The sequence below is a fragment of the Marinobacter sp. genome (genome assembly GCF_033722195.1).
In the GTDB taxonomy this organism is placed as follows: Bacteria; Pseudomonadota; Gammaproteobacteria; order Pseudomonadales; family Oleiphilaceae; genus Marinobacter.
Genome location: NZ_JAWVZL010000031.1, coordinates 1 through 21,504, shown reverse-complemented (window position 1 = coordinate 21,504; position 21,504 = coordinate 1). Strand labels below are relative to the sequence as shown.

The 21,504-nt window shown below is 64.9% G+C and carries 21 protein-coding genes; 17 read left to right on the top strand and 4 right to left on the bottom strand.

Features of this window, described 5'->3' with window-relative positions; all coding sequences use genetic code 11:
• Window positions 1–8 precede the first annotated feature (8 nt).
• Complete coding sequence (locus tag R3280_RS08035) at window positions 9–656, bottom strand: type II secretion system protein N (protein ID WP_318998075.1); 648 nt, start codon at window positions 654–656, stop codon at window positions 9–11.
• Window positions 657–889: 233 nt separating this feature from the next.
• Here R3280_RS08035 and gspE point away from each other — a divergent pair, with 233 nt between their 5' ends.
• The 11 genes from gspE to gorA are packed head-to-tail and all read left to right on the top strand — an operon-like array spanning window position 890 to window position 10,766.
• The gene (gene gspE / locus R3280_RS08030; protein ID WP_413468756.1) at window positions 890–2,398 is read left to right on the top strand and encodes a type II secretion system ATPase GspE; all 1,509 of its coding nucleotides are present in this window, start codon (window positions 890–892) and stop codon (window positions 2,396–2,398) included.
• On the top strand, window positions 2,399–3,610 hold the full coding sequence (gene gspF, locus R3280_RS08025; RefSeq protein ID WP_318998073.1) for a type II secretion system inner membrane protein GspF: 1,212 nt from the start codon (window positions 2,399–2,401) through the stop codon (window positions 3,608–3,610). It abuts the gene before it with no gap.
• Window positions 3,611–3,660: 50 nt separating this feature from the next.
• Window positions 3,661–4,101 carry a type II secretion system major pseudopilin GspG gene (gspG, locus tag R3280_RS08020; protein WP_413468755.1) on the top strand — a complete coding sequence of 147 codons (441 nt, stop codon included), beginning with the start codon at window positions 3,661–3,663 and terminating at the stop codon, window positions 4,099–4,101.
• A 5-nt stretch (window positions 4,102–4,106) separates the two neighbouring features.
• Entirely contained in the window at window positions 4,107–4,652 is a 546-nt protein-coding gene (gspH, locus tag R3280_RS08015) for a type II secretion system minor pseudopilin GspH (protein ID WP_318998072.1), read from the top strand.
• Window positions 4,649–5,035, top strand: a complete 387-nt coding sequence (gene gspI, locus R3280_RS08010) for a type II secretion system minor pseudopilin GspI (protein WP_318998071.1) — start codon at window positions 4,649–4,651, stop codon at window positions 5,033–5,035. Before gspH ends, gspI begins: the two co-directional genes overlap by 4 nt.
• Window positions 5,032–5,802 (top strand): type II secretion system minor pseudopilin GspJ, encoded by a 771-nt coding sequence (gene gspJ, locus R3280_RS08005; RefSeq protein WP_318998070.1) that lies wholly within the window; start codon window positions 5,032–5,034, stop codon window positions 5,800–5,802. The genes gspI and gspJ overlap by 4 nt, the downstream gene beginning before the upstream one ends.
• The gene (gene gspK / locus R3280_RS08000) at window positions 5,799–6,800 is read left to right on the top strand and encodes a type II secretion system minor pseudopilin GspK (protein WP_318998069.1); all 1,002 of its coding nucleotides are present in this window, start codon (window positions 5,799–5,801) and stop codon (window positions 6,798–6,800) included. Before gspJ ends, gspK begins: the two co-directional genes overlap by 4 nt.
• A gap of 17 nt (window positions 6,801–6,817) precedes the next feature.
• Entirely contained in the window at window positions 6,818–8,122 is a 1,305-nt protein-coding gene (gspL, locus tag R3280_RS07995; protein ID WP_318998068.1) for a type II secretion system protein GspL, read from the top strand.
• A gap of 7 nt (window positions 8,123–8,129) precedes the next feature.
• Window positions 8,130–8,651: a type II secretion system protein M gene (locus tag R3280_RS07990; protein ID WP_318998067.1), complete on the top strand. Its 522-nt coding sequence runs from the start codon at window positions 8,130–8,132 to the stop codon at window positions 8,649–8,651.
• 50 nt (window positions 8,652–8,701) lie between these two features.
• Window positions 8,702–9,367, top strand: coding sequence for a GNAT family N-acetyltransferase (locus R3280_RS07985; RefSeq protein ID WP_318998066.1), 666 nt, complete (start codon window positions 8,702–8,704; stop codon window positions 9,365–9,367).
• 34 nt (window positions 9,368–9,401) lie between these two features.
• Window positions 9,402–10,766 (top strand): glutathione-disulfide reductase, encoded by a 1,365-nt coding sequence (gene gorA / locus R3280_RS07980; RefSeq protein WP_318998065.1) that lies wholly within the window; start codon window positions 9,402–9,404, stop codon window positions 10,764–10,766.
• Window positions 10,767–10,787: 21 nt separating this feature from the next.
• Here gorA and R3280_RS07975 read toward each other — a convergent pair whose 3' ends face one another.
• Complete coding sequence (locus R3280_RS07975; protein WP_318998064.1) at window positions 10,788–12,731, bottom strand: ATP-binding protein; 1,944 nt, start codon at window positions 12,729–12,731, stop codon at window positions 10,788–10,790.
• Window positions 12,728–13,660: an ABC transporter substrate-binding protein gene (locus tag R3280_RS07970; RefSeq protein ID WP_318998063.1), complete on the bottom strand. Its 933-nt coding sequence runs from the start codon at window positions 13,658–13,660 to the stop codon at window positions 12,728–12,730. The genes R3280_RS07975 and R3280_RS07970 overlap by 4 nt, the downstream gene beginning before the upstream one ends.
• Window positions 13,661–13,999: 339 nt before the next feature.
• Between R3280_RS07970 and R3280_RS07965 the strand changes: the two genes are divergently transcribed.
• Complete coding sequence (locus R3280_RS07965; protein ID WP_318998062.1) at window positions 14,000–14,662, top strand: J domain-containing protein; 663 nt, start codon at window positions 14,000–14,002, stop codon at window positions 14,660–14,662.
• 84 nt (window positions 14,663–14,746) lie between these two features.
• Complete coding sequence (locus tag R3280_RS07960; protein ID WP_318998061.1) at window positions 14,747–15,862, top strand: CapA family protein; 1,116 nt, start codon at window positions 14,747–14,749, stop codon at window positions 15,860–15,862.
• Window positions 15,863–15,898: 36 nt separating this feature from the next.
• On the opposite strand, the gene R3280_RS07955 is transcribed toward R3280_RS07960, so the two are convergent.
• Complete coding sequence (locus R3280_RS07955) at window positions 15,899–17,410, bottom strand: CoA-acylating methylmalonate-semialdehyde dehydrogenase (RefSeq protein ID WP_318998060.1); 1,512 nt, start codon at window positions 17,408–17,410, stop codon at window positions 15,899–15,901.
• Window positions 17,411–17,697: 287 nt separating this feature from the next.
• Here R3280_RS07955 and R3280_RS07950 point away from each other — a divergent pair, with 287 nt between their 5' ends.
• The 4 genes from R3280_RS07950 to mmsB form a co-directional block, all read left to right on the top strand.
• Window positions 17,698–18,864, top strand: a complete 1,167-nt coding sequence (locus tag R3280_RS07950) for an acyl-CoA dehydrogenase family protein (protein ID WP_318998059.1) — start codon at window positions 17,698–17,700, stop codon at window positions 18,862–18,864.
• A 45-nt stretch (window positions 18,865–18,909) separates the two neighbouring features.
• Window positions 18,910–19,689, top strand: coding sequence for an enoyl-CoA hydratase (locus tag R3280_RS07945; protein ID WP_318998058.1), 780 nt, complete (start codon window positions 18,910–18,912; stop codon window positions 19,687–19,689).
• Between the two features lie 15 nt (window positions 19,690–19,704).
• On the top strand, window positions 19,705–20,790 hold the full coding sequence (locus R3280_RS07940; protein ID WP_318998057.1) for an enoyl-CoA hydratase/isomerase family protein: 1,086 nt from the start codon (window positions 19,705–19,707) through the stop codon (window positions 20,788–20,790).
• A gap of 42 nt (window positions 20,791–20,832) precedes the next feature.
• A partial coding sequence (gene mmsB, locus R3280_RS07935; protein WP_318998056.1) for a 3-hydroxyisobutyrate dehydrogenase occupies window positions 20,833–21,504 on the top strand: 672 nt, incomplete at its 3' end.

The following is a 21,504-nucleotide window of genomic DNA, read 5'->3' as shown; positions in this document are numbered from 1 at the left end:
GCGGGTCCTCAGTTGCTGTTCTGCCTCAGGCGCTCCCGAAGCTGGTCAAGACGCTGCCGTATCTCCTCGCGGCGCTGCTCGGTGGCCTCGGTGCCGCCGCCTGTGGCGGGTTGTGATTGGGGAGGCGGCTCGTAGGCCGGCTGGTCCCGGGTGTCATTGGCGGCGATGGACACACCGCTGGCATCATCCAGTTCAGGGAAGTAGAGATTCTCCAGCTTGCCGTCCCGGGCAATGATGACCCGGTTGGGATGCACCGAGCGCAGGGTGGCGTCGCCGGGCAGCTCGTCGCCGATCATGTAGGCCTCGGTCTGGCCCCGGGGGTCCTCCACCAGCGCGCTGGCGGGCTGGTCACCCTCGGCTGCCAGCACCCCCCGCAGGGTCAGCTGCAGGTTGGTTTCCGGCAGGTTCTCGGTGTCCACGGCTTCGGGCTCGGCCTGGGCGCCGGGCTGGCCGAACAGGTTGACCCGGGCCAGGTCGATGTCGGGCGTGGCGGGCTGGGGCTGGCGGGCCTGTTCGGCCCGGGACGCCGGCTCAGGCGCCATCCGCAAGGCGTCACCGTACCAGAGCCGGTAGGCCTGCCAGGTCAGGCTGCCCACCATGGCCAGCGATACCAGGATGGCCGCCATCAGTGGCAGCCTGGCTGTGAAGATCGACATGTTGTTCCCTGAAGCGTCCGACACGGAAGATGACTATCAATGTAACAGGTTTGGGGGGAGTATAGTGGGGCCCGGGGCGAGAATGATAATCCGCCTGCGTGGGCAGAATGTGGCAGGAGCCGCCAACAGGCCAGAAATGCCGGCCAGGCGGTCTTTTTTTTCCGATCCTGTGGTAGCCTCTTGAAACGATTTGGATAATGAGACCGGCCGGTCGTGACCAGACGAGGAAGACCTTGAACCCTGAAGCCGAAATTCCGTCCCGGGAGGCGCCCCTGGGGCGATTGCCGTTCACCTTTGCCAAGCGCAACGGTGTCATCCTGACCCGTGACGACCAGGGCCAGCCGCTGGTGCTGGTGCGTCCCGGCGCGCAGCACACGGCGCTGGCGGAAGCCAATCGCATCAGCGGTGGCCGCGCCCGCTTCGCCACCATCGACCCCGGCGCCTTCGACGAAGCCCTGAACGCGGCCTACCAGAGTGACTCCACCGAGGCCATGCAGATGGTGGAGGGCATCGGTGATGACATGGACCTGGCCTCCCTGGCGGACTCGGTGCCCGAGACCGAGGATCTGCTGGAGCAGGAAGACGACGCCCCCATCATACGCCTGATCAATGCGATCCTCACCGAGGCGGTCAAGACCAATGCCTCCGACGTGCACATCGAGACCTACGAGAAGCGCCTCGTGGTCCGTTTCCGGGTGGACGGTGTGCTGCGGGAAGTGGTCCAGCCCAAGCGCGCCCTGGCGCCGCTGCTGGTGTCCCGCATCAAGGTCATGGCGAAACTGGACATCGCCGAGAAGCGGGTGCCCCAGGATGGCCGTATCTCACTGCGGGTGGCCGGCCGGGAAGTGGATATCCGGGTGTCCACCATGCCGTCCTCCAACGGGGAGCGTATCGTGCTGCGTCTGCTGGACAAACAGGCCGGCCGCATCCGGCTGGAGTCCCTGGGCATGGCCGGCAACGACCTCAAGGTGCTGCGCAAGCTGATCTACCGGCCCTATGGCATCCTGCTGGTGACCGGTCCCACCGGTTCCGGTAAGTCCACCACGCTCTATGCCTCGCTGCAGGAAATCAACGACCGCAGCCGCAATATCCTGACGGTGGAAGACCCCATCGAATACAACCTGCCGGGCATCGGCCAGACCCAGGTCAACCCCAAGGTGGACATGACCTTCGCCCGGGGCCTGCGGGCCATCCTGCGCCAGGACCCGGACGTGGTGATGATCGGTGAGATCCGCGATCTGGAAACCGCCGAGATCGCGGTCCAGGCCAGTCTCACCGGCCACCTGGTGCTCTCCACCCTGCACACCAATACCGCGGTGGGCGCCATCACCCGCCTGATGGACATGGGCATCGAGCCCTTCCTGATCTCGTCCAGCCTGGTGGGCATCGTGGCTCAGCGGCTGGTACGGGTGCTCTGCGAGGACTGCAAGACTCCCTACCGGCCCACCGAGGAGCAGTGTCAGTTCCTGCAGCAGGACCCGGCGAACCCGCCCATCATTTACCGGGCCGGCGGCTGCGACGCCTGCAACCAGTTGGGTTACCGGGGCCGGGTGGGCATCTACGAGGTGGTGCAGGTCAACGAGGAGATCAGCGCGCTGATCCACAAGCGGGCCGGCGAGCTGGAGCTTGAGAAGGCGGCCCGGGCCCATGGCCCGAGCATTCACGCCGACGGTGTGGCGAAAATCCTGGACGGGGTCACCACCATGGAAGAAGTACTCAGAGTGACTCATCGGGGCCAGTAAATGCCGGCATTTGACTACAAGGCCCTGGACCCCCGGGGCAAGCAGAAACAGGGCGTGCTGGAGGCGGACAGTGCCCGCGCCGTGCGCCAGCAGCTGCGTGAACAGGGTCTGGCGCCGCTGGCGGTGGAACCGGCGGTGGAGCGCCGTTCCAAGGCCAGCCCCATGGGCAGCCGCGGCAGTCTGGGGGCGGCGGATCTGGCGCTGGTGACGCGCCAGCTGGCCACCCTGATCCAGTCCGGCATTCCCATCGAACAGGCCCTGTCGGCGGCGGCCCAGCAATCCGACAAACCCCGCATCAAGGGCATGATGATCGCCATCCGGGCCAAGGTCATGGAGGGCTACACCCTGGCGGACAGCCTGGGGGAATTTCCCCGCGCCTTCCCGCGGCTGTACCGCTCCACGGTGGCGGCCGGCGAGCACGCCGGTCACCTGGACCTGGTGCTGAACCGCCTGGCTGACTACACCGAGGCCCGCCAGGAGGCACGGCAGAAAATCCAGCTGGCGGCGATTTACCCCATCATCCTGAGCGTGGTGGCCATCGCCATCGTGGTGTTCCTGCTGACCTATGTGGTGCCCGACATCATCGAGGTGTTTCTCAAGCAGGGCCAGGAGTTGCCGGCGCTGACCAAGGTCATGCTGGCGATGTCGGAATTTCTGGCCAATTACGGTGTCTATCTGTTGCTGGCCATCATCGCAGCCGTGGTGCTGTTCCGGCTGGCGCTGCGCCAACCCGCCAACCGCCTGCGGTTCCACCGGGCGCTGCTGAACATGCCGCTGTTTTCGGGCATGGTGCGGGGCGTCAGCACAGCGCGCTATGCCAGCACCCTCAGTATCCTGACCACCAGTGGTGTGCCGCTGGTGGAAGCCATGCGTATTGCCGGCGAGGTGCTGTCCAACGACTACCTGCGGCAGGAACTCCGGGGTGCCGCGCAGCGTGTCAGCGAGGGCGGCAGTCTGCACCGGTCGCTGGACCAGACCGGCTACTTTCCCCCCATGATGCTGCACATGATTGCCAGTGGTGAGGCCAGTGGCGAGCTGGACAGCATGCTGGAGCGGACGGCGCGGATGCAGGAGAACACCCTGCAGGCCAAGATCGCCGCCATCGTGGGCCTGTTCGAGCCGATGATGCTGCTGGTGATGGGAGTGGTGGTACTGATTATCGTGCTGGCGATCATGCTGCCCATCCTCAACATGAGTAACCTGGTGGGTTAGGCCGGGCCAGCGCAACCAAGCAATCAACGATGCAACAAGAGAGTCAGAGCATGATGAAACAGGAAACCCGCCAGCGCGGTTTTACGCTGATCGAGATCATGGTGGTCATGGTCATCCTGGGCCTGCTGGTGGCGATCGTGGCGCCGAATATCATGGGCCGCAGCGATCAGGCCAAGGTCACCGTGGCCAAGACCCAGATGAAGAACATCGCCAACGCCCTAGACCTGTACCGGCTCGACAACGGTCACTACCCCTCCACCCAGCAGGGGCTCGAGGCGCTGGTTTCCAAGCCTAGCGGCAGCCCCGAGCCCCGCAACTGGAATCCGGAAGGCTACCTGAAGTCGGTGCCCGAGGACCCCTGGGGCTCCGAGTACCAGTACATCAGCCCCGGTGCCGAGAAGCCCTATAACCTCTACTCCTACGGTGCCGATGGCCGTGAGGGCGGGGAAGGCGATGCCGCCGACATCAGTGTGTGGGATATCGAAGGCTAAACCCCATGCCCCGCAAGCCACAGACACAGCGCGGCCGCGGCTTCACCATGATCGAGATCCTGGTGGTCCTGATCGTGGTGGGTCTGCTGGCGGCACTGGCGGTGGCCAATCTGGGGGGCAGCGCGCAGCAGCGTGAACTGGAGAACACCGCGCGGGAACTCTTCCTGCTGATGCAGACCGCCTCTGAGCAGGCCGTGCTCAACAACCAGGAGCTGGGCATGGTGCTGGAGGACGACAGCTACCGCTTCCTGGTGTACGACGAGCTGGAGCGGGAGTGGGTCGGCCAAGCCGAACGCCTGTTCCAGCCGCGCCAGCTGCCGGAAACCCTTGTGGTCACGCCCATCATCGAGACCAACCTGCCCACCCTGGCAGGCCGGGAAGAGGGCCTGCGCCCGGACCTGGTGTTCTTCTCCAGCGGCGAGGTGACCCCCTTCGAGCTGGAACTCAGCCTGTCGGACACCGCCGATGCCCGATATCGGATCCAGTCCGACGGTTTCGACGGTGTCACCTGGCTCAAACCCGGTGAAGAACCGGACGGGGCCAACCCATGAACCGGCGTCAGCAGGGTTTTACCCTGATCGAGGTAATGGTGGCGCTGCTGGTTTTCGGCCTCATCGCCACCGCCGCCTCGGAAGTGGGCAGCCAGTACATCAATACCTACGAGCGGGTGCGGGACAAGACCCTGGCCACCTGGATCGCGGAGAACCGGATGGCGGAGCTGCGCCTGGCGGAGGCTTTCCCCGGCATCGACGAGACCACCCGGGAGCTGGAATACGGCACCTATCGCTGGCAGGTGACCACCGAGATCAAGGCTACCGAAGAGGCCAGCATCCGCCGGGTGGATATCCACGTGGGCCGGTTTGCCGGTGAGGGCGCGGAGGATCCGCCGCCGCTGCATACCCTGTCCGGTTTTATCGGGGAGCAGGGTCGATGACTGTCCGGCGCCAACGGGGCTTTACCCTGATGGAAGTGCTGATCGCGGTCACCATCACCGCGGTGATCGGCCTTGGCGTCTGGCAGGTGATCTCGGGCGTGGTGCTGTCCCGGGACCGGGTGAACGAGGTGGCGGATGAATTCGACCAGGTCCAGCGCGCCTTCCTTTTGCTGGAGCGGGATCTGCACCAGATCGTCAACCGCCCCATCCGCAATATCTACGGGGATTTCGAACCCGCCCTCAGCAGTCGCGATGAAGCCTTCGAGCTGGTGCTGACCCGCCAGGGCTGGCGCAATCCGCTGGGCCACAAGCGCAGCGAACTGCAGCGCAGTGCCTACGAGCTGGTGGGGGAGGAGCTGCACCGGCGCTATTGGGTCCGGGTGGACCGGGGGCAGGAGGAGAGCAGCCGCGACCAGAGGGTGCTGTCGGAGGTGACTGAGCTGCAGATCCGCTTCATGGACCGGGACCGCAACTGGCAGGACGACTGGCCGCCGGACAACGCGACCGCGCCGCCGGCGGGCAGCGACCAGAGTCCGCAGCTGCCCATGCCGCTGGCCATCGAGGTCACCCTGAGCCATCGCCGCTTCGGCGACCTAGCCCGTATATTCACCCTGCCGGACTTCGAATCCGACGCCGCCCAGGGCGATCTGCTGCAGGCGGCCGAGCCACCGCCGCAGGATGACCAGGAGCAGTTGCAGGAGCCGCCGCAGGAACAACCGCAGGCGCAGGAGCCACCCGCCGAACAGACCGGGGTACCGACGCAATGAGGCCGGCAAGCCGTCGTCAATCGCAGCAAGGTGTTGCCCTGGTGATGGTGCTGCTGGCCATGGCGCTGGTGGTGATGCTGGCCGCCGGCATGACCAAGAACCAGAGCGTGCGCATCTACAAGGCCGGCCACTATCTGGCCCAGAGCCAGGGTTACAGTATCGCCCTGGGGGCAGAGGCCTTCGCCAAGCAGATCCTGTTCCGGGATTACGAGGCCGACAAGCAGGACAACACTCTGGTCGACAGCCCCGATGAAGCCTGGGCCCGGTACTCGGCGGTGCTGCCGCTGGACAACGGCGTGGTGGAGGTTCAGATCGACGATCTCAGTGGGCGCATCAACCTGAACGACCTGGTGGACGCCTCCGGCCGGGTGGACGAGGTGACCCGTGAGCGGCTGACCCGACTACTACAGGTATTGGGGGTGACCACCGTCAATGTGGATGCACTGATCGACTGGATCGACAGCAACGACGAGACCATCAGCGCCTACGGGGCCGAAGACGGCCAGTACCTGATCCAGGACCCGCCTTATCGCGCCGCCAACCAGCCCTTTACCAGCGTCACCGAGCTGAGGCTGATGGACGGCATCAGCGAGGAGGACTACCAGTTGCTGGCGCCGCATGTGGCGGCGTTGCCGGTGTCCGGCAGCGGGATCAATGTTAACATGGCGCCGCAGGCGGTCATTCAGGCGCTGCACCCGGAACTCACGGAAGCCCAGGCGGAATCGGTGATCCTGCAGCGGGAGAACGAACGTTTCGAGAATGTGCAGACCTTCCTGGCCCTGCCGGAATTTGCCGGACTCGGTCTCAAAGCCCAGGGTCTGGGTCTGCGGGCGCATTTTTTCGAGGTGGCGTCCCGGATTACCTATGACGACCGGGTGGTGAACCTGGTCAGTACGGTGTTTCGCAGCCCTGCCGGCGAACTGTCCACGGTTCGCCGGGATTCGGGCCAGAAGAATCGCATCACCAAAGAGCGGTTTGGAGTCTCTGAGGACGCCTGACCCGAGGACACGGAAACATGTCATACCGACTTTACGTCAGACCGGTGCCGCCCTTCGCTGACCTGGTCACGGATCCCCAGGCGCAGCTGTACGGCTGGGTGCTGCTGGACGCCAGCGGCGATGCCCAGGCCCGCGGCAGTGCCGACTCCCGCCTGCATATCGAACAGACCCTGGCCCGGAATGCCCTGGAGCAGGTTCGCCTGATCGGCCTGTTTCCCGGCGACGAGGCGCTGTTCTGCTCCGCCGACATCCCGGCCCGCCAGGAACGCTACATCCACCAGGCGCTGCCTTTTGCCGTCGAGGAGCAGCTGGCCCAGGACATCGAGTCCATGCACCTGGCCCTGGGCAGCCGTGGTGACGCCGGCTTCCGGGTGGCCGCCATCGACCACCAGCGCATGGCGCTCTGGAAAACCCTGTTCGAGGACTGGGAGCATGCCCGCCTGGAGGCGGTCTACGCCGACGCCAGCCTGCTGCCCGTCAATGAGCAGGACTGGGCCATCTGCCTGGATGGCAGCACCGCGCTGTTGGCGAGCCGCCGCGGTGAATGGCTGCGCATGCAGGTAAACAACCTGGCCATCTTCGCGGACACCCTTGCCATGCCCTCCGAGGAGGAAGTGGTGGCGGAGGTCAGGGTGGCGGTGTTCGGCACCGAAGGCGACCTGGCGCAGCATCAGCCCCTGCTGGACCAACTCAGTGGCTCCAGCCGGCTGGCGGTGGACCGCCAGGCCCTGCAGATGACGCCCCTGGAACTCCTGGCCCATGCTCACCATCACCATTATTGCCAGCCCATCAACCTGTGCCAGGGTTCCTACTCAGTTTCTCGGGAAGGCAGCGGCGCCTGGCGGGCCTGGCGGCCGGCCGTCGCCGTGGCCGGACTCTGGTTCGTGCTGCAGCTGGGCGTCGAGATCGGCCTCGGTGTCTATCACCAGAACCGGGCTGAACAACTCAATGCCGAGGCCATGAGTATCTACCGGGAGGTGTTTCCCGGCGATACCCGTACCCACGCCGGCAACGTCCGTAACGTGCTGCTTGGCCAGCTCAGGGTGGCTGCCCAGGATGGCCCCCAGGCTGATTTCCTGGCACTCATGAAACAGACCGCCCAGGAATACAGTCAGCTCAACGGCAGCCAGACGGTGCAGTTCAACAGCATCAACTACAGCCAGGCCCGTGGCGAGCTGGTGGTGGACCTGCGGGCCGATGATTTCAGCAAACTCAGCGCCCTGCGCTCCGCGCTGACCCAGCAGGGCCTGGAGGCCAACATCGGCTCCGTGGTCAATGAACCCGCCGGCGCCCGCGGCCGACTCACGATTTCAGGAGGCTGATGCGATGATGGCGAAACTTCGAGAGCATCCCTCGGTGCAGAAGCTGATTACCCGTTATGACCAGCTGCCCCGCCGGGACCAGCAGGGACTCCAGGTGATTGCCGTGGCGCTGCTGCTGGGGCTGCTGTATTTCATGGTGTGGCGGCCGGCGGCCGATTTTCATGACGCCAGTGTGGCGGACCACGACCGGGCACGGGACCTGGTGGCCTGGATGCAGCAGAACCGGGCCGAGATCCGGCAACTGGCGGCCAACCAGGCTGCCGGGCAGGGCGGTGGCCAGATCGCCGACAGCCGGGCGCTGATGTCGACGGTCACCAGCAGCGCCCGGGAGGCGGGCCTGCAACTGCAGCGTTTCGAGCCCAGTGGCGACAACGCCATCCGGGTCTGGATGGAGGACGTGCCCTTCAACCAGCTGGCGGCCTGGCTGGAACGGCTGACCGCGAATCATGGTATCGTCATCGACCAGGCCGCTCTGGATCGCAGCGATCAGCCGGGCCGGGTGTCGGCGCGGTTCACTTTGGAGATCTGACCCGGGTCGCCGGGCCGGCGGCAGGGACCAGTCACCGTGGAGTAGAGACAATGGCGGAAGGCAATCATTACAAGAACAAGCAGGAGCCGGTGATCGTCAGGCTGGACGAGAGCGCGGTCAGCGAAGCCAAATCCATCCTGTTCCAGGCGTACCGGCACGAGCCGACGTTCCAGTACCTGTTCGACCACAAACGGCCGGGTTACGAGCAGCGTGTGCGGGCGACCATCCGGGAGCTGATCGGGCTGTACTTTGAGTTGCGCCAGGACGCTATCGGCGTGATGGTTGAAGACACCCTGGTGGCGGTGGCCTTCATCGGCGGCCCGGACCTGCGGCTGAACCTGGCGGACCAGTTCAGCTGGCGCCTGAGGATGGTGCTGACCGCCGGTTTCTCCTCGACCCGCCGCTACATGAATTATCACGAGCAGATCAAGCAGATGCTGCCGGACGCCCGGACCCACCAGCTGCCCTTGATGGGGGTCCATCCCAAGTACCAGAATAGGGGCTTTGGCCGGCTATTGCTGGAACAGGTGGAGCAGTTCTGCGCCGACAATCCCCGCGGCACCGGCCTGATCCTGGATACCGGCAGCAGCCGCTACCTGCAGTTCTACGAGTCCCTGGGCTTTCGCATCCTGGGCAAGATCCAGCTTGGTCAGTTCGAGGACCATGTGCTTTTCCGCGATGTAAACCCGGTGAGCAGTCAGGCCAGCTCGGCCTGAACGACGGGTATTGCCAGAGTTCTAAGGAGTCAGTGTGTCTGAGCAGTATGATTACGACCTGATCGTCATTGGCGCCGGGTCCGGCGGTGTCCGGTTGGCCCGCATGTCGGCGCAGCGGGGTGCCCGGGTGGCGGTGGTGGAGTCCCGCTACCTCGGCGGTACCTGTGTCAACGTCGGCTGCGTCCCCAAGAAGCTGTTTGTCTACGGCTCCCATATGGGCGAGGACTTTCAGGATGCCCGCGGCTACGGCTGGACGGTGCCGGAGGATCAGCTGCGGTTCGACTGGCCGACACTGGTGGCCAACAAGAATACCGAGATCGAGCGGCTCAACGGCATCTACCAGCGCCTGCTGGAGAACGCCGGTGTCACCATCATCAACGGCACCGCCCACATCGCGGACGAGCACAGGGTCATGGTGGGCGAGCAGGGCTATACCGCCAAACACATTACCGTGGCCACCGGTAGCTGGCCGGTGACCCCGGACGTTCCGGGCAAAGAGTGCATTCTCAGTTCGAACGAAATGTTCTACCTGCCCCAGTTGCCCCGCCAGGCGGTGGTCTGGGGTGGCGGCTACATCGCGGTGGAGTTCGCCGGCATCCTGGCGGGCCTGGGTGTGGACACCACGCTGCTGTACCGGGGCGACCTGTTCCTGCGGGGATTTGACGAAGACATCCGCCGCTTCACCGCCAGCGAGCTGCCCAAGAAGGGCGTCAAGCTTCGCTTTGGCGTCACCATCGAGTCGGTCACGGAAACCAATGGCCACTATTCGGTCGCTTTGTCGGACGGTACCACTCTGGACACCGGCCTGGTGATGGCGGCCACCGGCCGGCGGGCCCTGGTGGACGGTCTTGGTCTGGAGCAGCTGGGCGTTCAGCTCAATCCGGCCGGCCACGTGGTGGTGGATCAGCATTTCCAGACCGCCGTGCCTTCCATCTTTGCCCTCGGCGACGTTATCGGTACACCCCAGCTGACGCCGGTGGCGCTGGCCCAGGCCATGGTGCTGTCACGGCGACTGTTTGGTGACGGCGAAGGCGAGATGGATTACACCTGCATTCCCACGGCGGTGTTTTGCCAGCCCAACATCGGCACCGTGGGGCTGACCGAGGCCGAGGCCAGGGAATCCCACGGCAAGCTGCGTATCTATCGCTCCGAGTTCAAGCCCATGAAGCACACCATGAGTGGCCGGGACGAGCGCAGCATGATGAAGCTGATTGTGGAAGACAGCACCGACCGGGTGCTCGGTGCCCACATGGTGGGGCCGGACGCCGGCGAAATCGTGCAGGGGCTGGCGGTGGCCATGAAGTGCGGGGCCACCAAGGCCCAGTTCGACAGCACCCTGGGCATACACCCCACCTCGGCGGAAGAGTTCGTAACCATGCGCGAGCCGGTGGCACCCTGAACCCGGCCCGGTGCTGACGCCCTAGACCCGGACCCAGCGACTGAGCACGGCGCGCAGGTTATCCTTGCGAACCGGCTTGGCGAGATAGTCGTTCATGCCGGCTTCCCGGCAGGCGGTTTCGGTGCCCGGCAGGGCGTCGGCAGTCAGGGCGATGATGGGCACCTCCGGCAGACCCTTATCAAGCTCCCATTCCCGGATGGCCCGGGTGGCCTCGTAGCCGTCCATCACCGGCATCTGGCAATCCATGAGTATCACCGCATAGTGGCCGTTGGCCTTGACCCGCTCGACCGCCTCGTGTCCGTGGCTGACCGCCTCGGCCTGGAAGCCCAGGCGGGTGAGCAGGGCAGTCGCCACCCGTTGGTTCACCAGGTTGTCCTCCACGACCAGGGCGTGGGCGTCGGGCCTGGGTGAGGTGGTCGCCGGTTCGCGGTCAGCGGGGGCAGGGGCCGGCTCTCCGTCCGCCATCTCGAAGGGTATCTCGAACAGGAACGAGGACCCCAGGCCCAGATCCGTCTCAACCCGGACGTGACCACCCATCAGTTCCACCAGGCGCTGAACCAATGCCAGCCCGATGCCGGTGCCGCCGTGACGGCGGGAGTGGGAGCTGTCCAGCTGCTCGAAACTGTTGAAGATCTCCTTCATACGCTCGGACGGAATGCCGGCGCCGGAGTCCCTGACTTCACAACTGAGGGTAATGCAGTTGGCGTCCAGAGGCTGCCAGGCGGCGTGGATGGTAATGTCGCCTTCTTCGGTGAACTTGATGGCGTTGTCCACCAGGCAGGCCAGAATCTGGCGCAGTCGGGGCGCATCGCCCCGAACCCGGGCCCGCTGGGGCCAGGGCCCGTCGAATTGGGTCACCAGCTCCAGATTCTTTTCCCGCGCCGGATGGCTGAAGGTGGCGGCACAGTTCTGGATGACGCTGCGCAGGTCAAACTCGCTGGAATCCAGCACCAGCTTGCCGCGGTCCAGGCGGGAGAAATCCAGGATGTCGGTGATCACCGTCAGCAGATCCTCGGTGGAGCGCTTGGCGGTTTTCAGGTACTCCTGCTGGCGAGGGCTCAGGTGCTCGTCGCCCACCAGTTCCACCATGCCCAGGACGCCATTGAGGGGCGTGCGCAGCTCGTGGCTCATCACCGCCAGGAACTCGGATTTGGCCAGGTTGGCGTTTTCGGCCCGCTCCCTGGCATGCTCGGAAATCGCCAGGGTCTGGTCCCGGGACTCCTTAAGGTTGGCCAGGTGGATCGCCAGGGCGTTCAGGTTGTGGGCCAGTTCGGAGACTTCCGCGGCGGCGCCCCGCTCGGCGATATCGATGGTCCGGTAGTCGCGGTTGATCAACTTCCTGACGTGGTCCGACAGGCCCTGGATCGGCCCCACGATGCGGGTCAGCATGCGCTTCACGATGATCAGCGTGAACGCCAGCAGCGCCAGCCCCAGTCCCAGTGAGGTCCATAGGATATTGGCGCGCTTGGCGGCCAGCAGGTCCGGCGACACCCCAACCTGGACCGTCCCCACCCGCAGTGCGCCGGCACCCAGGGTGTAGTTGGGCTCGAACCATTCCGCCTGATCATTTGCCTGCATGCTCACCGGCTGCTGGAGAATCTCCGACTCGAACACCAGTTCTTCGGGGTCCGGCGCCGTTGACGCCTCGTCGTCGGTGTGGACGAAGCCCATTTCCTCGTCCATCACATCCAGTACCCGGATCCACTCCACGTCGGTGCGGCGGATGCTCTGCTCGAGAATCTGCTGCAGGGCGGCGCGGTTGCCGGACACCACCGCATACTCCACCGCCGGCGCCAGGTTGTCCGCCAGGACCTGGCTGGAGTTGGTCAGGTCGCGGCGGACATCATCCAGACGGGCGGCGGTGAAGTAGGTGATCAGCACCAGGAACATCACCACGGCGGGCAGGGCGCCAAGCCAGAGCAACTGCCGGGCGAGGCTGCTGCGACGGGTGCGGGATTCGCTCATGGTGAGCCCTCCTTGCCCTGTCTGAAGGTTTCGTTCAGCCGTTCGGTGAGATAGCTCGTGTCCGGCAGCGGGATATTGAGGGAACGGGCCACCTGCTGGTTGACCTGTACGTCCAGGGCGGACGGGTAGGCCGGCGGCGGCAGCTCGCCGGTGGCCTTGTAGGCCTGCAGGGCCGCCACCGTTTCATCGATCACGGTGGAGATCGGTGTGTAGATCGAGGCCAGGGCACCGGCGTTGACAAAGGCCTGGTTGGGACCGATGACGATGCGGTTGCGCCGGTAGGCGGTCAGCAGAATGTGCTTGATGGTTCTGGGGTTGTAAATCACCGTATCGGGCTGGGCCAGCAGAAAGTCGCCATAGCTCAGGGCCCGGGACAGGGTGGCGATGAGGCTGTCGTCCCCCGCCACGATGAACACCCTTGCCTGCAGCCCGAAATCGGCAAGGGCCTTGATCAGATCATCGAACGAGGCTTCCTCACCGGGCTGGACCAGCAGGGCGACCCGGGTACTCTGGGGCAGGATCAGTTTGCCGAGCAGGGCCTGTTGCAGCAGTGGCGGATTGTGATAGACCGCCGACAGCGCCGCGCCCTGGCGGCTCTGGTAGCCCTCGAACTGGTCTTCGGTCACCATCAGGGCGAGGGTGGGCGGCCGTGGCTGCTGATCCTGCACCCGGCTCAAGGCCTGGGGACCCAGGGCGATCACCGGGGTGTCGGGGCGGGCCCGGCTCAGCTCGGGGCTGTAGGGCAGTATCTCCACCTCCCGGCCCAGACGCTCCTTGAGAAGCGTGGTAAACCGGGCGTTGAAGGCGGCATTACCGGAGCCTGCGATCAGCAGGGAGGTGCTGTAGCTGGGAATGCCGGCAGCGCCGGTGTCGGACTGGGCCATTGCGGCATCGTCAAACAGCAGCAGCAGCAAAAATGCCCACAGCACAGACGCGCGCCCAACGCCGCCGGTGTGGCCATACTGCCTATTTCTACTGCTCGGTGCTGTCATACCTGCCCTGGTCTGAAACCGGTCTGGTAGCGCAAACAGCGCCACTCTGACGCTGTCGCCTGTCGTGGCCGACCGGTGACGATCCTTGCTGTTGTTGCTGGCGATCTGGTTCCTCGCCGACATCGAACCTACTACTGCCGCCTGTTACGATGCTATAGCTGAGTTTAGGGTGGCGGCCGGCTTTTACAACCGAAATTGGTGACGGATAATCATAGGTGATTGCCCGGCCACTGTCTTGCGGCGGCTGATTGATTATTCCTTCTGGAGTCATTGTTAATGAATTGCTGGGACATCCTGGGTCTTGAGCGGACCCGCGACCGGAACGAGATTGAGCGCGCCTACCAACAGCAGCGCAAGTTTGCCGCCGGCGACGAGCAGGAGCGCCTGGACCAGGCCTATCGGGAAGCGCTGTCCGAGGCCGGGCTGGACGCACCGGCCTCTGGACGCGAATCCGGGTCACGGTCCCCCGGCCAGCCGGCGCCGTCCGATGATGACGCAGGGCAGAGCCTCAGTGCCCGGGAGCACCAGATCGCCCGGGAAACCGTGGTTCAGGTCAACGCCCTGCTCAACGATCCCGGTCGCAGCAAGGATGTGAATATCTGGCGCGCGATTCTGGCGGAAGCGCCGGCTGACCAGCCTCATATACGCCAACGCATTGGCGAGTCCCTGGAGTCACAGCTCAGGCCCATGGCGGAGAATGGGGCTTTCCCGGCCGATGTCACCTTGTTCCTGGGGGACTGGTTCGGCTGGGACGGCGCTGCCCGCAAGGCCCATCGGATCGCCGAGGAAAACGACAGTGAGCAGCCTGAACAGCGCGACGGCGAGGCGGCAGAATCCATGGGCAAACCCCAGATGGTGCAGTTCTGGCCCGCGATCCTAGGCTGGATCGTGGGTCTGATTCTGCTCACCAGTCTGTTCAGCAATCTGGCGGGGGGCTGACCCCCGACGCCTTCGGGAAACACGCCGCCGGGCGGCACGGACCGGGAGACCGGACACGACACTGGCCAGCAAAGGAGATGCATCATGCAGGCGACAGCGCCGTGCCGGCTGTTTCTGTGCGGTGACGTGATGACCGGCCGCGGCATCGATCAGGTGCTGCCTTATGCGGGCGATCCCCGTCTGCACGAACCCTGGGTCAAGGATGCCCGGCACTACGTCGCCCTGGCGGAGCGGGCCAACGGCGCCATCCAGCGGCCCCTGGCGGAAGGAGACGTGTGGGGCGAGGCACTGACGGTACTGGACCGACTGCGCCCGGACCTGCGCTTTATCAATCTGGAAACCAGTATCACCACCAGCAACACCCCCTGGCCCAACAAGGGCATTCATTACCGCATGCACCCGGACAATATCGGCGTGCTCAATGCCGCCGGCACCCAATGCTGCACCCTGGCCAATAACCACACCCTGGACTGGGACCTGGACGGCCTGCGGGAAAGCCTGCGGGTGCTGGAAGAGACCGGTATCTCAACGGTGGGGGCCGGTGACAACGAGGCGGTGGCGGCGGAGCCGGCGGTCTTCACGCTGGAGTCCGGCCACCGGGTCGTGGTTCTGGCCTGCGGCCTGGGCAGCAGCGGCATTCCGGACAACTGGGCGGCGACGGAAGACCGCCCCGGCGTCTGGCGGCTGCCGGATCTGTCGGAGGACTCGGTAGCGCTTGTGTCCGAGCGGGTCTCGGCGGTCAGGCGCAGCGGGGACCTGGTGATGCTGTCGATTCACTGGGGCGGCAACTGGGGTTACGAGCTTGAGGCCGGCCAGCAGAGCTTTGCCCGGACGGTCATCGATGAGGCCGGCGTGGATCTGGTCCACGGACACTCGTCCCATCACCCGAAAGCCATGGAGGTCTACCGGGGTCGGCTGATCCTCTACGGATGCGGCGATTTTATCAACGATTACGAGGGCATCGGCGGCCATGAAGGCTACCGTGGCGACTTGGTGCTGATGTACTTTCCAAGCCTGGATACGGATTCCGGCGAGTTGAGATCCTTGCAGATGGTGCCGCTGAAAATGCAGCGTTTTCAGCTACGCGAGGCCGGTCGTGAGGACCGGGATTGGCTGGCGGAGACCCTGGATCGGGAGTGCCGCCCGTTCGGTGCTCGCTGTGAGCAGGGAACGGACGGCCATCTCTGGCTGCGGTGGTAGCCAGGCGAACCCGGGACCAGGTGCCGGGGTCCCGGTTTACCGCAGGCTGATGGTGGTGTTCACACCGGCGCCGATTTCGTCCTCATCGAACCAGCGGGCGGTCACGGTCTTGGTCTGGGTGTAGAACTGGATCACCTGCTTGCCGTAGGGACCCAGGTCGCCCAGTTTGGAGCCGCGCGAGCCGGTGAACGAGAACAGCGGTACCGGCACCGGGATCGGCACGTTAATACCCACCTGGCCCACATCGATTTCTTCCTGGAAATGACGGGCGGCGGCGCCGGAGCGGGTGAATACCGCGGTGCCATTGCCGTTGGGGTTGGCGTTGATGATCTCGATGGCCTCATCCATGGAATCCGCGTTCATGATGCACAGCACCGGCCCGAAGATTTCCTCCCGGTAGATGCTCATGTCGGTCTTGACGCCGGAGAAGATGGTGGGGCCGACAAAGTTGCCCTTGTCATAGCCTTCCACTTTCGGGCTGCGGCCATCCAGCTCCAGGTTGGCGCCTTCGGTGGCACCCTGCTCGATGAAGTTGTTGACCCGGTTCAGAGCGGCACGCGAGATCAGCGGTCCGACATCCGTGCCTTTCTCATGGCCGGCACTGACCTTGAGGGTTTTGGCCCGCTCCACCAGATCCGGAATCCATTCCGCGGATTCACCCACCAGCACCACAACAGACAGGGCCATGCAACGCTGACCGGCGGCGCCGAAGGCGGAACCGGCGATGGCGTTGAGTGTCTGCTCCTTGTTGGCGTCCGGCATCACGATGGCGTGGTTCTTGGCGCCCATCATGCACTGGGCGCGCTTGCCGGTCTGGGTGGCACGACGGTAGACGTGGGTGCCCACCGGGGTGGAGCCCACGAAGGAAACCGCCTTGATGTCCTCGTGGTCGCAGATCGCGTTGACCACGTCCTTGCCGCCGTGCACCACGTTGAGCACACCGGCCGGAATACCAGCTTCCACCGCCAGCTCCACCAGCCGCATGGTGACCATGGGGTCCTGTTCGGAAGGCTTGAGGACAAAGGTGTTGCCGGTGGCAATGGCCATGGGGAACATCCACAGCGGGATCATCGCCGGGAAGTTGAACGGGGTGATGCCGGCACAGACGCCCAGGGGCTGCTGCAGGGTGTAGGTATCGACCCCGCCGGCGACGTTGTTGGCGATCTCGCCCAGCTGCAGGCTGCCGATGTTGGCGGCGTGCTCCACCACCTCCAGGCCGCGGAACACATCACCTTCGGCATCCGGCAGGGTCTTGCCCTGTTCGGCGGTGAGGATCGCCGCCAGCTCGCTCATGTGTTCCCGGATCAGGTGTTGGTAACGGAGGAAAATCCGGGCCCGTGCGCCGATGGGTGTCCGGCGCCAGGTCTTGAAGGCGCGCTTGGCGGCATCCACCGCGGCGTCCATTTCTTCCGGGGTGGCCATGGGCACTTTTGCCAGAACTTCCTGCGTGGCGGGGTTGATGACATCCGTCCATTGATCGGTCTTCGAATCAACGAACTTGCCGTCTATCAGGAGCTTGACCTTAGGCACATTGTTGTTGGCAGTCATAGGGGTTCACCTGTCCAGGACTAGCGGTTATCGGGCCCCGGCATTCAACTGGGGCGTGGCTTCTACGGAATGGCGCCACTGATACAGGCGCCACCTTGATGACCAGATCATACGACAGCCCCGGCCAGGGCTTGAACCCGCAATCGAAAGATAGTCCATCAAGGCCAAAATTTAGTCAATCATGGTGGGCCGGTGCCCATGCTAGGCTCTATCCAATACCGGTCTCCGGTTAATCCAAAAACAACAGGCTGGCTTCCCGGCCGGTCCGGTTTGCCAAGGAGAACCCGATGAATTTTGATCTTACGGACGACCAGCTGGCCTTCCGGGATGCCGCCAGGGCGTTCGCCGAAAAGGCCATGGCGCCCAACGCGGCCGAGTGGGATGCCGAGCATTTTTTCCCGGTGGATGTGATTCGTGAAGCCGGCGAGATGGGGTTCTGCGGTATCTACACCCCGGAAGCCCAGGGTGGCATGGGGCTGAGCCGGCTCGACACCTCCGTGATTGTGGAAGAGCTGGCCGCCGCCTGTCCTTCCACCGCCGCCTACATCACCATCCACAACATGGCCACCTGGATGGTGGCGGCCTTCGGCAACAGCCACGTCAAGGAAACCATTGCCCCGCGCATGGCCAGTGGCGAATGGCTCGGTTCCTACTGCCTGACCGAACCCGGCGCCGGCTCCGATGCCGGCAGCCTGCGCACCCGCGCCACGGCTGATGGCGACGACTACCTCCTCAACGGCAGCAAGGTCTTCATTTCCGGGGCCGGCAGTACCCAGATCCTGGTGGTGATGGCCCGCACCGGCGCACCGGACAGCGGTGCCCGCGGCATCAGCGCCTTCGCGGTGCCGGCGGACAGCGAGGGTATCCACTACGGCAAGGCCGAGGAAAAGATGGGCTGGAACAGCCAGCCGACCCGCCAGATCACCTTCGAGAATGTTCGCGTGCCGGCCCGGAATCGCCTGGGTGAGGAGGGCGAAGGTTTCCGCATTGCCATGAAGGGCCTCGACGGCGGCCGCCTCAACATCGCCACCTGTTCGCTGGGTGGCGCCCAGGCAACGCTGCTGAGAGCCCGTGGCTACATGCATGAACGCAAGCAGTTCGGCCAGAACCTGGGGGGCTTCCAGGCCCTGCAGTTCAAACTGGCGGACATGGCCACGCAGCTGGTTGCGGCGCGCCAGATGGTTCGCCTCGGGGCCTACCGCCTCGACCAGGGCCACGCCGAAGCGCCGATGCTCTGCGCCATGGCCAAGCGCTTCGCCACCGACGCCTGCTTTGACGTCTGCAACGACGCCCTCCAACTGCATGGCGGCTACGGCTATATCCGCGAGTACCCCCTCGAGCGCTATGTGCGTGACCTGCGTGTGCACCAGATCCTTGAGGGCACCAACGAGATCATGCGGCTGATCATCGCCCGCAGAATTCTGGAGCCGGGGGTGGCCGAGGCCATCCAGTAACGTCCACCCCGGTCCCTCCATTCATGGACAACGGAGCTGAACACTATGAGCAAGATGATCAAGGTGGAGAAGCGTGATCACATCGCCATCCTCACCATCAACAATCCGCCGGCCAACACCTGGACAAAGGATTCCCTGGCGGAGCTCACCGACGCCATTACCGACCTGAACGAAGACACCAACATCTTCGCGCTGGTGGTGACCGGAGAGGGCGAAAAATTCTTCTCCGCCGGGGCCGACCTGAAAACCTTTGCCGACGGCGACCGCAGCCGCGCCATCGACATGGCCCAGGCGTTCGGCAGCGCCTTTGCGGCCCTCAGTGAGTTCCGCGGTGTCTCCATTGCCGCCATCAACGGCTACGCCATGGGCGGTGGCCTCGAGTGTGCGCTGGCCTGTGACCTGCGTATCGCCGAGGAGCACGCCCAGATGGCGCTGCCGGAAGCCAGTGTCGGGCTGCTGCCCTGCGCCGGCGGCACCCAGAACCTGCCGTGGCTGGTGGGCGAGGGCTGGGCCAAGCGGATGATCCTGTGCGGCGAGCGGGTCAAGGCCGACCGCGCCCTCAGCATCGGTCTGGTGGAAGAGGTGGTGCCCACTGGCGAGGGCCTGACCAAGGCGCTGGAGCTGGCCGGTCTGGCCTGCCGCCAGAGTCCGTCCTCGGTGGCCCGCTGCAAGACCCTGGTGATGAGTGCCCGCCAGGCCCGCAGCCACGCCGATGGCTGGCGCATGGAGCGAGAGCTCTTCGTCGACCTGTTCCGGACCGAAGACCAGCGCGAGGGCGTCAACGCCTTTCTGGAAAAACGCTCCCCGGAGTGGAAAAACCGCTAACTGCAAGGACAGATTATGACCAGCGAACCTGTTGTTTTTGAGGAACTGGCCACCGCCGACGGCGGCGTGATCGGCGTGGCGCGCCTGAACGTGCCCCGATCCCTGAATGCCCTGTCCCTGGACATTATCCACCTGCTCCGGGACCAGTTTGATGCCTGGGCGGAGCAGGATGCGGTGCGGGCGGTCTGGCTGGAAGGCGCCGGCGACAAGGCCTTCTGCGCCGGTGGCGACATCGTCGCCCTGTACCGGGACATGACCGAACCCCGCAGCGACAGCTCACGGCCCGGCGTCGGCGAGCGCTTTTTCACCGACGAGTACCAGCTGGACTACCGCATCCATACCTTCCCAAAGCCGGTGGTGGTCTGGGGCAACGGTGTGGTCATGGGCGGTGGTATCGGCCTGCTGGTGGGGGGCTCCCACCGGGTGGTGACGGAAAGCTCCAGACTGGCCATGCCGGAGGTGAGCATCGGGCTCTACCCGGATGTGGGCGCCGGCTGGTTCCTTAACCGCATGCCCGGCCGGGTGGGGCTGTTCCTGGGGCTCACCGGTGTCCACATGAACGCCGCCGACGCCATCTTTACCGACCTGGCGGACCGCTTCATCAGCCACGACCGCCGCGATGACGTCATGGCCATGCTGCTGAACACTGATCTCACCGACTCAGCCCATGCCGGTATCAGCCGGGTCCTGCGCCAGTTCGAGGCCGAATCCCGTGACCAGCGACCGGAGTCACCGGTCCGACAGCATTTCGACCAGATCCAGCGGGTCACCGACGGCGACTCCCTGACCGAGGTGGTGGACAACCTGCAGCGCATGGCCGAACAGGAGCCCTGGTTCGAGCGGCCGGCGAAAACCGTGGCGGCGGCGTCTCCCACCGCCATGGCCCTGCACTGGCGGCACTACCACCGGTCGGCCCTGGACAGCCTGGCCCAGGTTCTGGACCGGGAACTGGCGCTGTCGTTGCGCTGCCTGGAGAAAGGCGAGTTTGCCGAGGGTGTCCGGGCCCTGCTGATCGACAAGGACAAGCAACCCCGTTGGCAGTATCCGACCCTGGAGAGCCTCGACGAGGCCTGGGTCGAAAGTTTCTTTAGCGCCCCCTGACGCTTGCCTGAGCGCCCGGAATCAAACCAGAGGAGAACAACAATGGCGAAAATTACCTTTATCGGCCTTGGCAACATGGGCGGCCCCATGGCGTCCAATCTCATCAAGGCCGGCCACGAGCTGACGGTATTCGATCTGTCGGAAACCGCGGTCAAGACACTGGTGGGCGAGGGTGCCAAGTCCGCCGATTCGGTGCATGCCGCCGCCGAGGGGGCGGAGTGCGTGATCACCATGCTGCCCGCGGGTGCCCATGTGGAGACCGTCTACCTGGGTGAAACCGGCCTGCTGGACACGCTGCCCAAAGGCACATTGGTGCTGGACTGCTCCACGATCGCCCCGGAAACCGCCCGCAAGGTGGCGGTGGCGGCCTCGGAGAAGGGTATCACCTTCATGGACGCGCCGGTATCCGGCGGTGTTGGCGGTGCCAAGGCCGGCACCCTCAGTTTCATCTGCGGTGGTGAAGCCGACGCCTTTGAACAGGCCCGGCCAATCCTGTCGGGTATGGGAAAGAACATCTTCCACGCCGGCCACCACGGTGCCGGGCAGGTGGCCAAGATCTGCAACAACATGCTTCTGGCCATCCTGATGAGCGGCACCAGCGAGGCGCTGGCCCTGGGCGTCAAAAACGGCCTGGATCCGGCCACCCTCTCGGAGATCATGAAAGCCAGCTCCGGTGGTAACTGGGCGCTGAACGTCTACAACCCCTGGCCCGGC

What these genes read in the sequence shown, in the direction of transcription:
- R3280_RS08035 (WP_318998075.1), bottom strand. Translation starts at nt 656, where the DNA reads ATGTCGATCTTCACAGCCAGGCTGCCACTGATGGCGGCCATCCTGGTA.
- gspF (WP_318998073.1), top strand. Translation starts at nt 2,399, where the DNA reads ATGCCGGCATTTGACTACAAGGCCCTGGACCCCCGGGGCAAGCAGAAA.
- gspG (WP_413468755.1), top strand. Translation starts at nt 3,661, where the DNA reads ATGATGAAACAGGAAACCCGCCAGCGCGGTTTTACGCTGATCGAGATC.
- gspH (WP_318998072.1), top strand. Translation starts at nt 4,107, where the DNA reads ATGCCCCGCAAGCCACAGACACAGCGCGGCCGCGGCTTCACCATGATC.
- gspI (WP_318998071.1), top strand. Translation starts at nt 4,649, where the DNA reads ATGAACCGGCGTCAGCAGGGTTTTACCCTGATCGAGGTAATGGTGGCG.
- gspJ (WP_318998070.1), top strand. Translation starts at nt 5,032, where the DNA reads ATGACTGTCCGGCGCCAACGGGGCTTTACCCTGATGGAAGTGCTGATC.
- gspK (WP_318998069.1), top strand. Translation starts at nt 5,799, where the DNA reads ATGAGGCCGGCAAGCCGTCGTCAATCGCAGCAAGGTGTTGCCCTGGTG.
- gspL (WP_318998068.1), top strand. Translation starts at nt 6,818, where the DNA reads ATGTCATACCGACTTTACGTCAGACCGGTGCCGCCCTTCGCTGACCTG.
- R3280_RS07990 (WP_318998067.1), top strand. Translation starts at nt 8,130, where the DNA reads ATGGCGAAACTTCGAGAGCATCCCTCGGTGCAGAAGCTGATTACCCGT.
- R3280_RS07985 (WP_318998066.1), top strand. Translation starts at nt 8,702, where the DNA reads ATGGCGGAAGGCAATCATTACAAGAACAAGCAGGAGCCGGTGATCGTC.
- R3280_RS07975 (WP_318998064.1), bottom strand. Translation starts at nt 12,731, where the DNA reads ATGAGCGAATCCCGCACCCGTCGCAGCAGCCTCGCCCGGCAGTTGCTC.
- R3280_RS07965 (WP_318998062.1), top strand. Translation starts at nt 14,000, where the DNA reads ATGAATTGCTGGGACATCCTGGGTCTTGAGCGGACCCGCGACCGGAAC.
- R3280_RS07960 (WP_318998061.1), top strand. Translation starts at nt 14,747, where the DNA reads ATGCAGGCGACAGCGCCGTGCCGGCTGTTTCTGTGCGGTGACGTGATG.
- R3280_RS07955 (WP_318998060.1), bottom strand. Translation starts at nt 17,410, where the DNA reads ATGACTGCCAACAACAATGTGCCTAAGGTCAAGCTCCTGATAGACGGC.
- R3280_RS07950 (WP_318998059.1), top strand. Translation starts at nt 17,698, where the DNA reads ATGAATTTTGATCTTACGGACGACCAGCTGGCCTTCCGGGATGCCGCC.
- R3280_RS07945 (WP_318998058.1), top strand. Translation starts at nt 18,910, where the DNA reads ATGAGCAAGATGATCAAGGTGGAGAAGCGTGATCACATCGCCATCCTC.
- R3280_RS07940 (WP_318998057.1), top strand. Translation starts at nt 19,705, where the DNA reads ATGACCAGCGAACCTGTTGTTTTTGAGGAACTGGCCACCGCCGACGGC.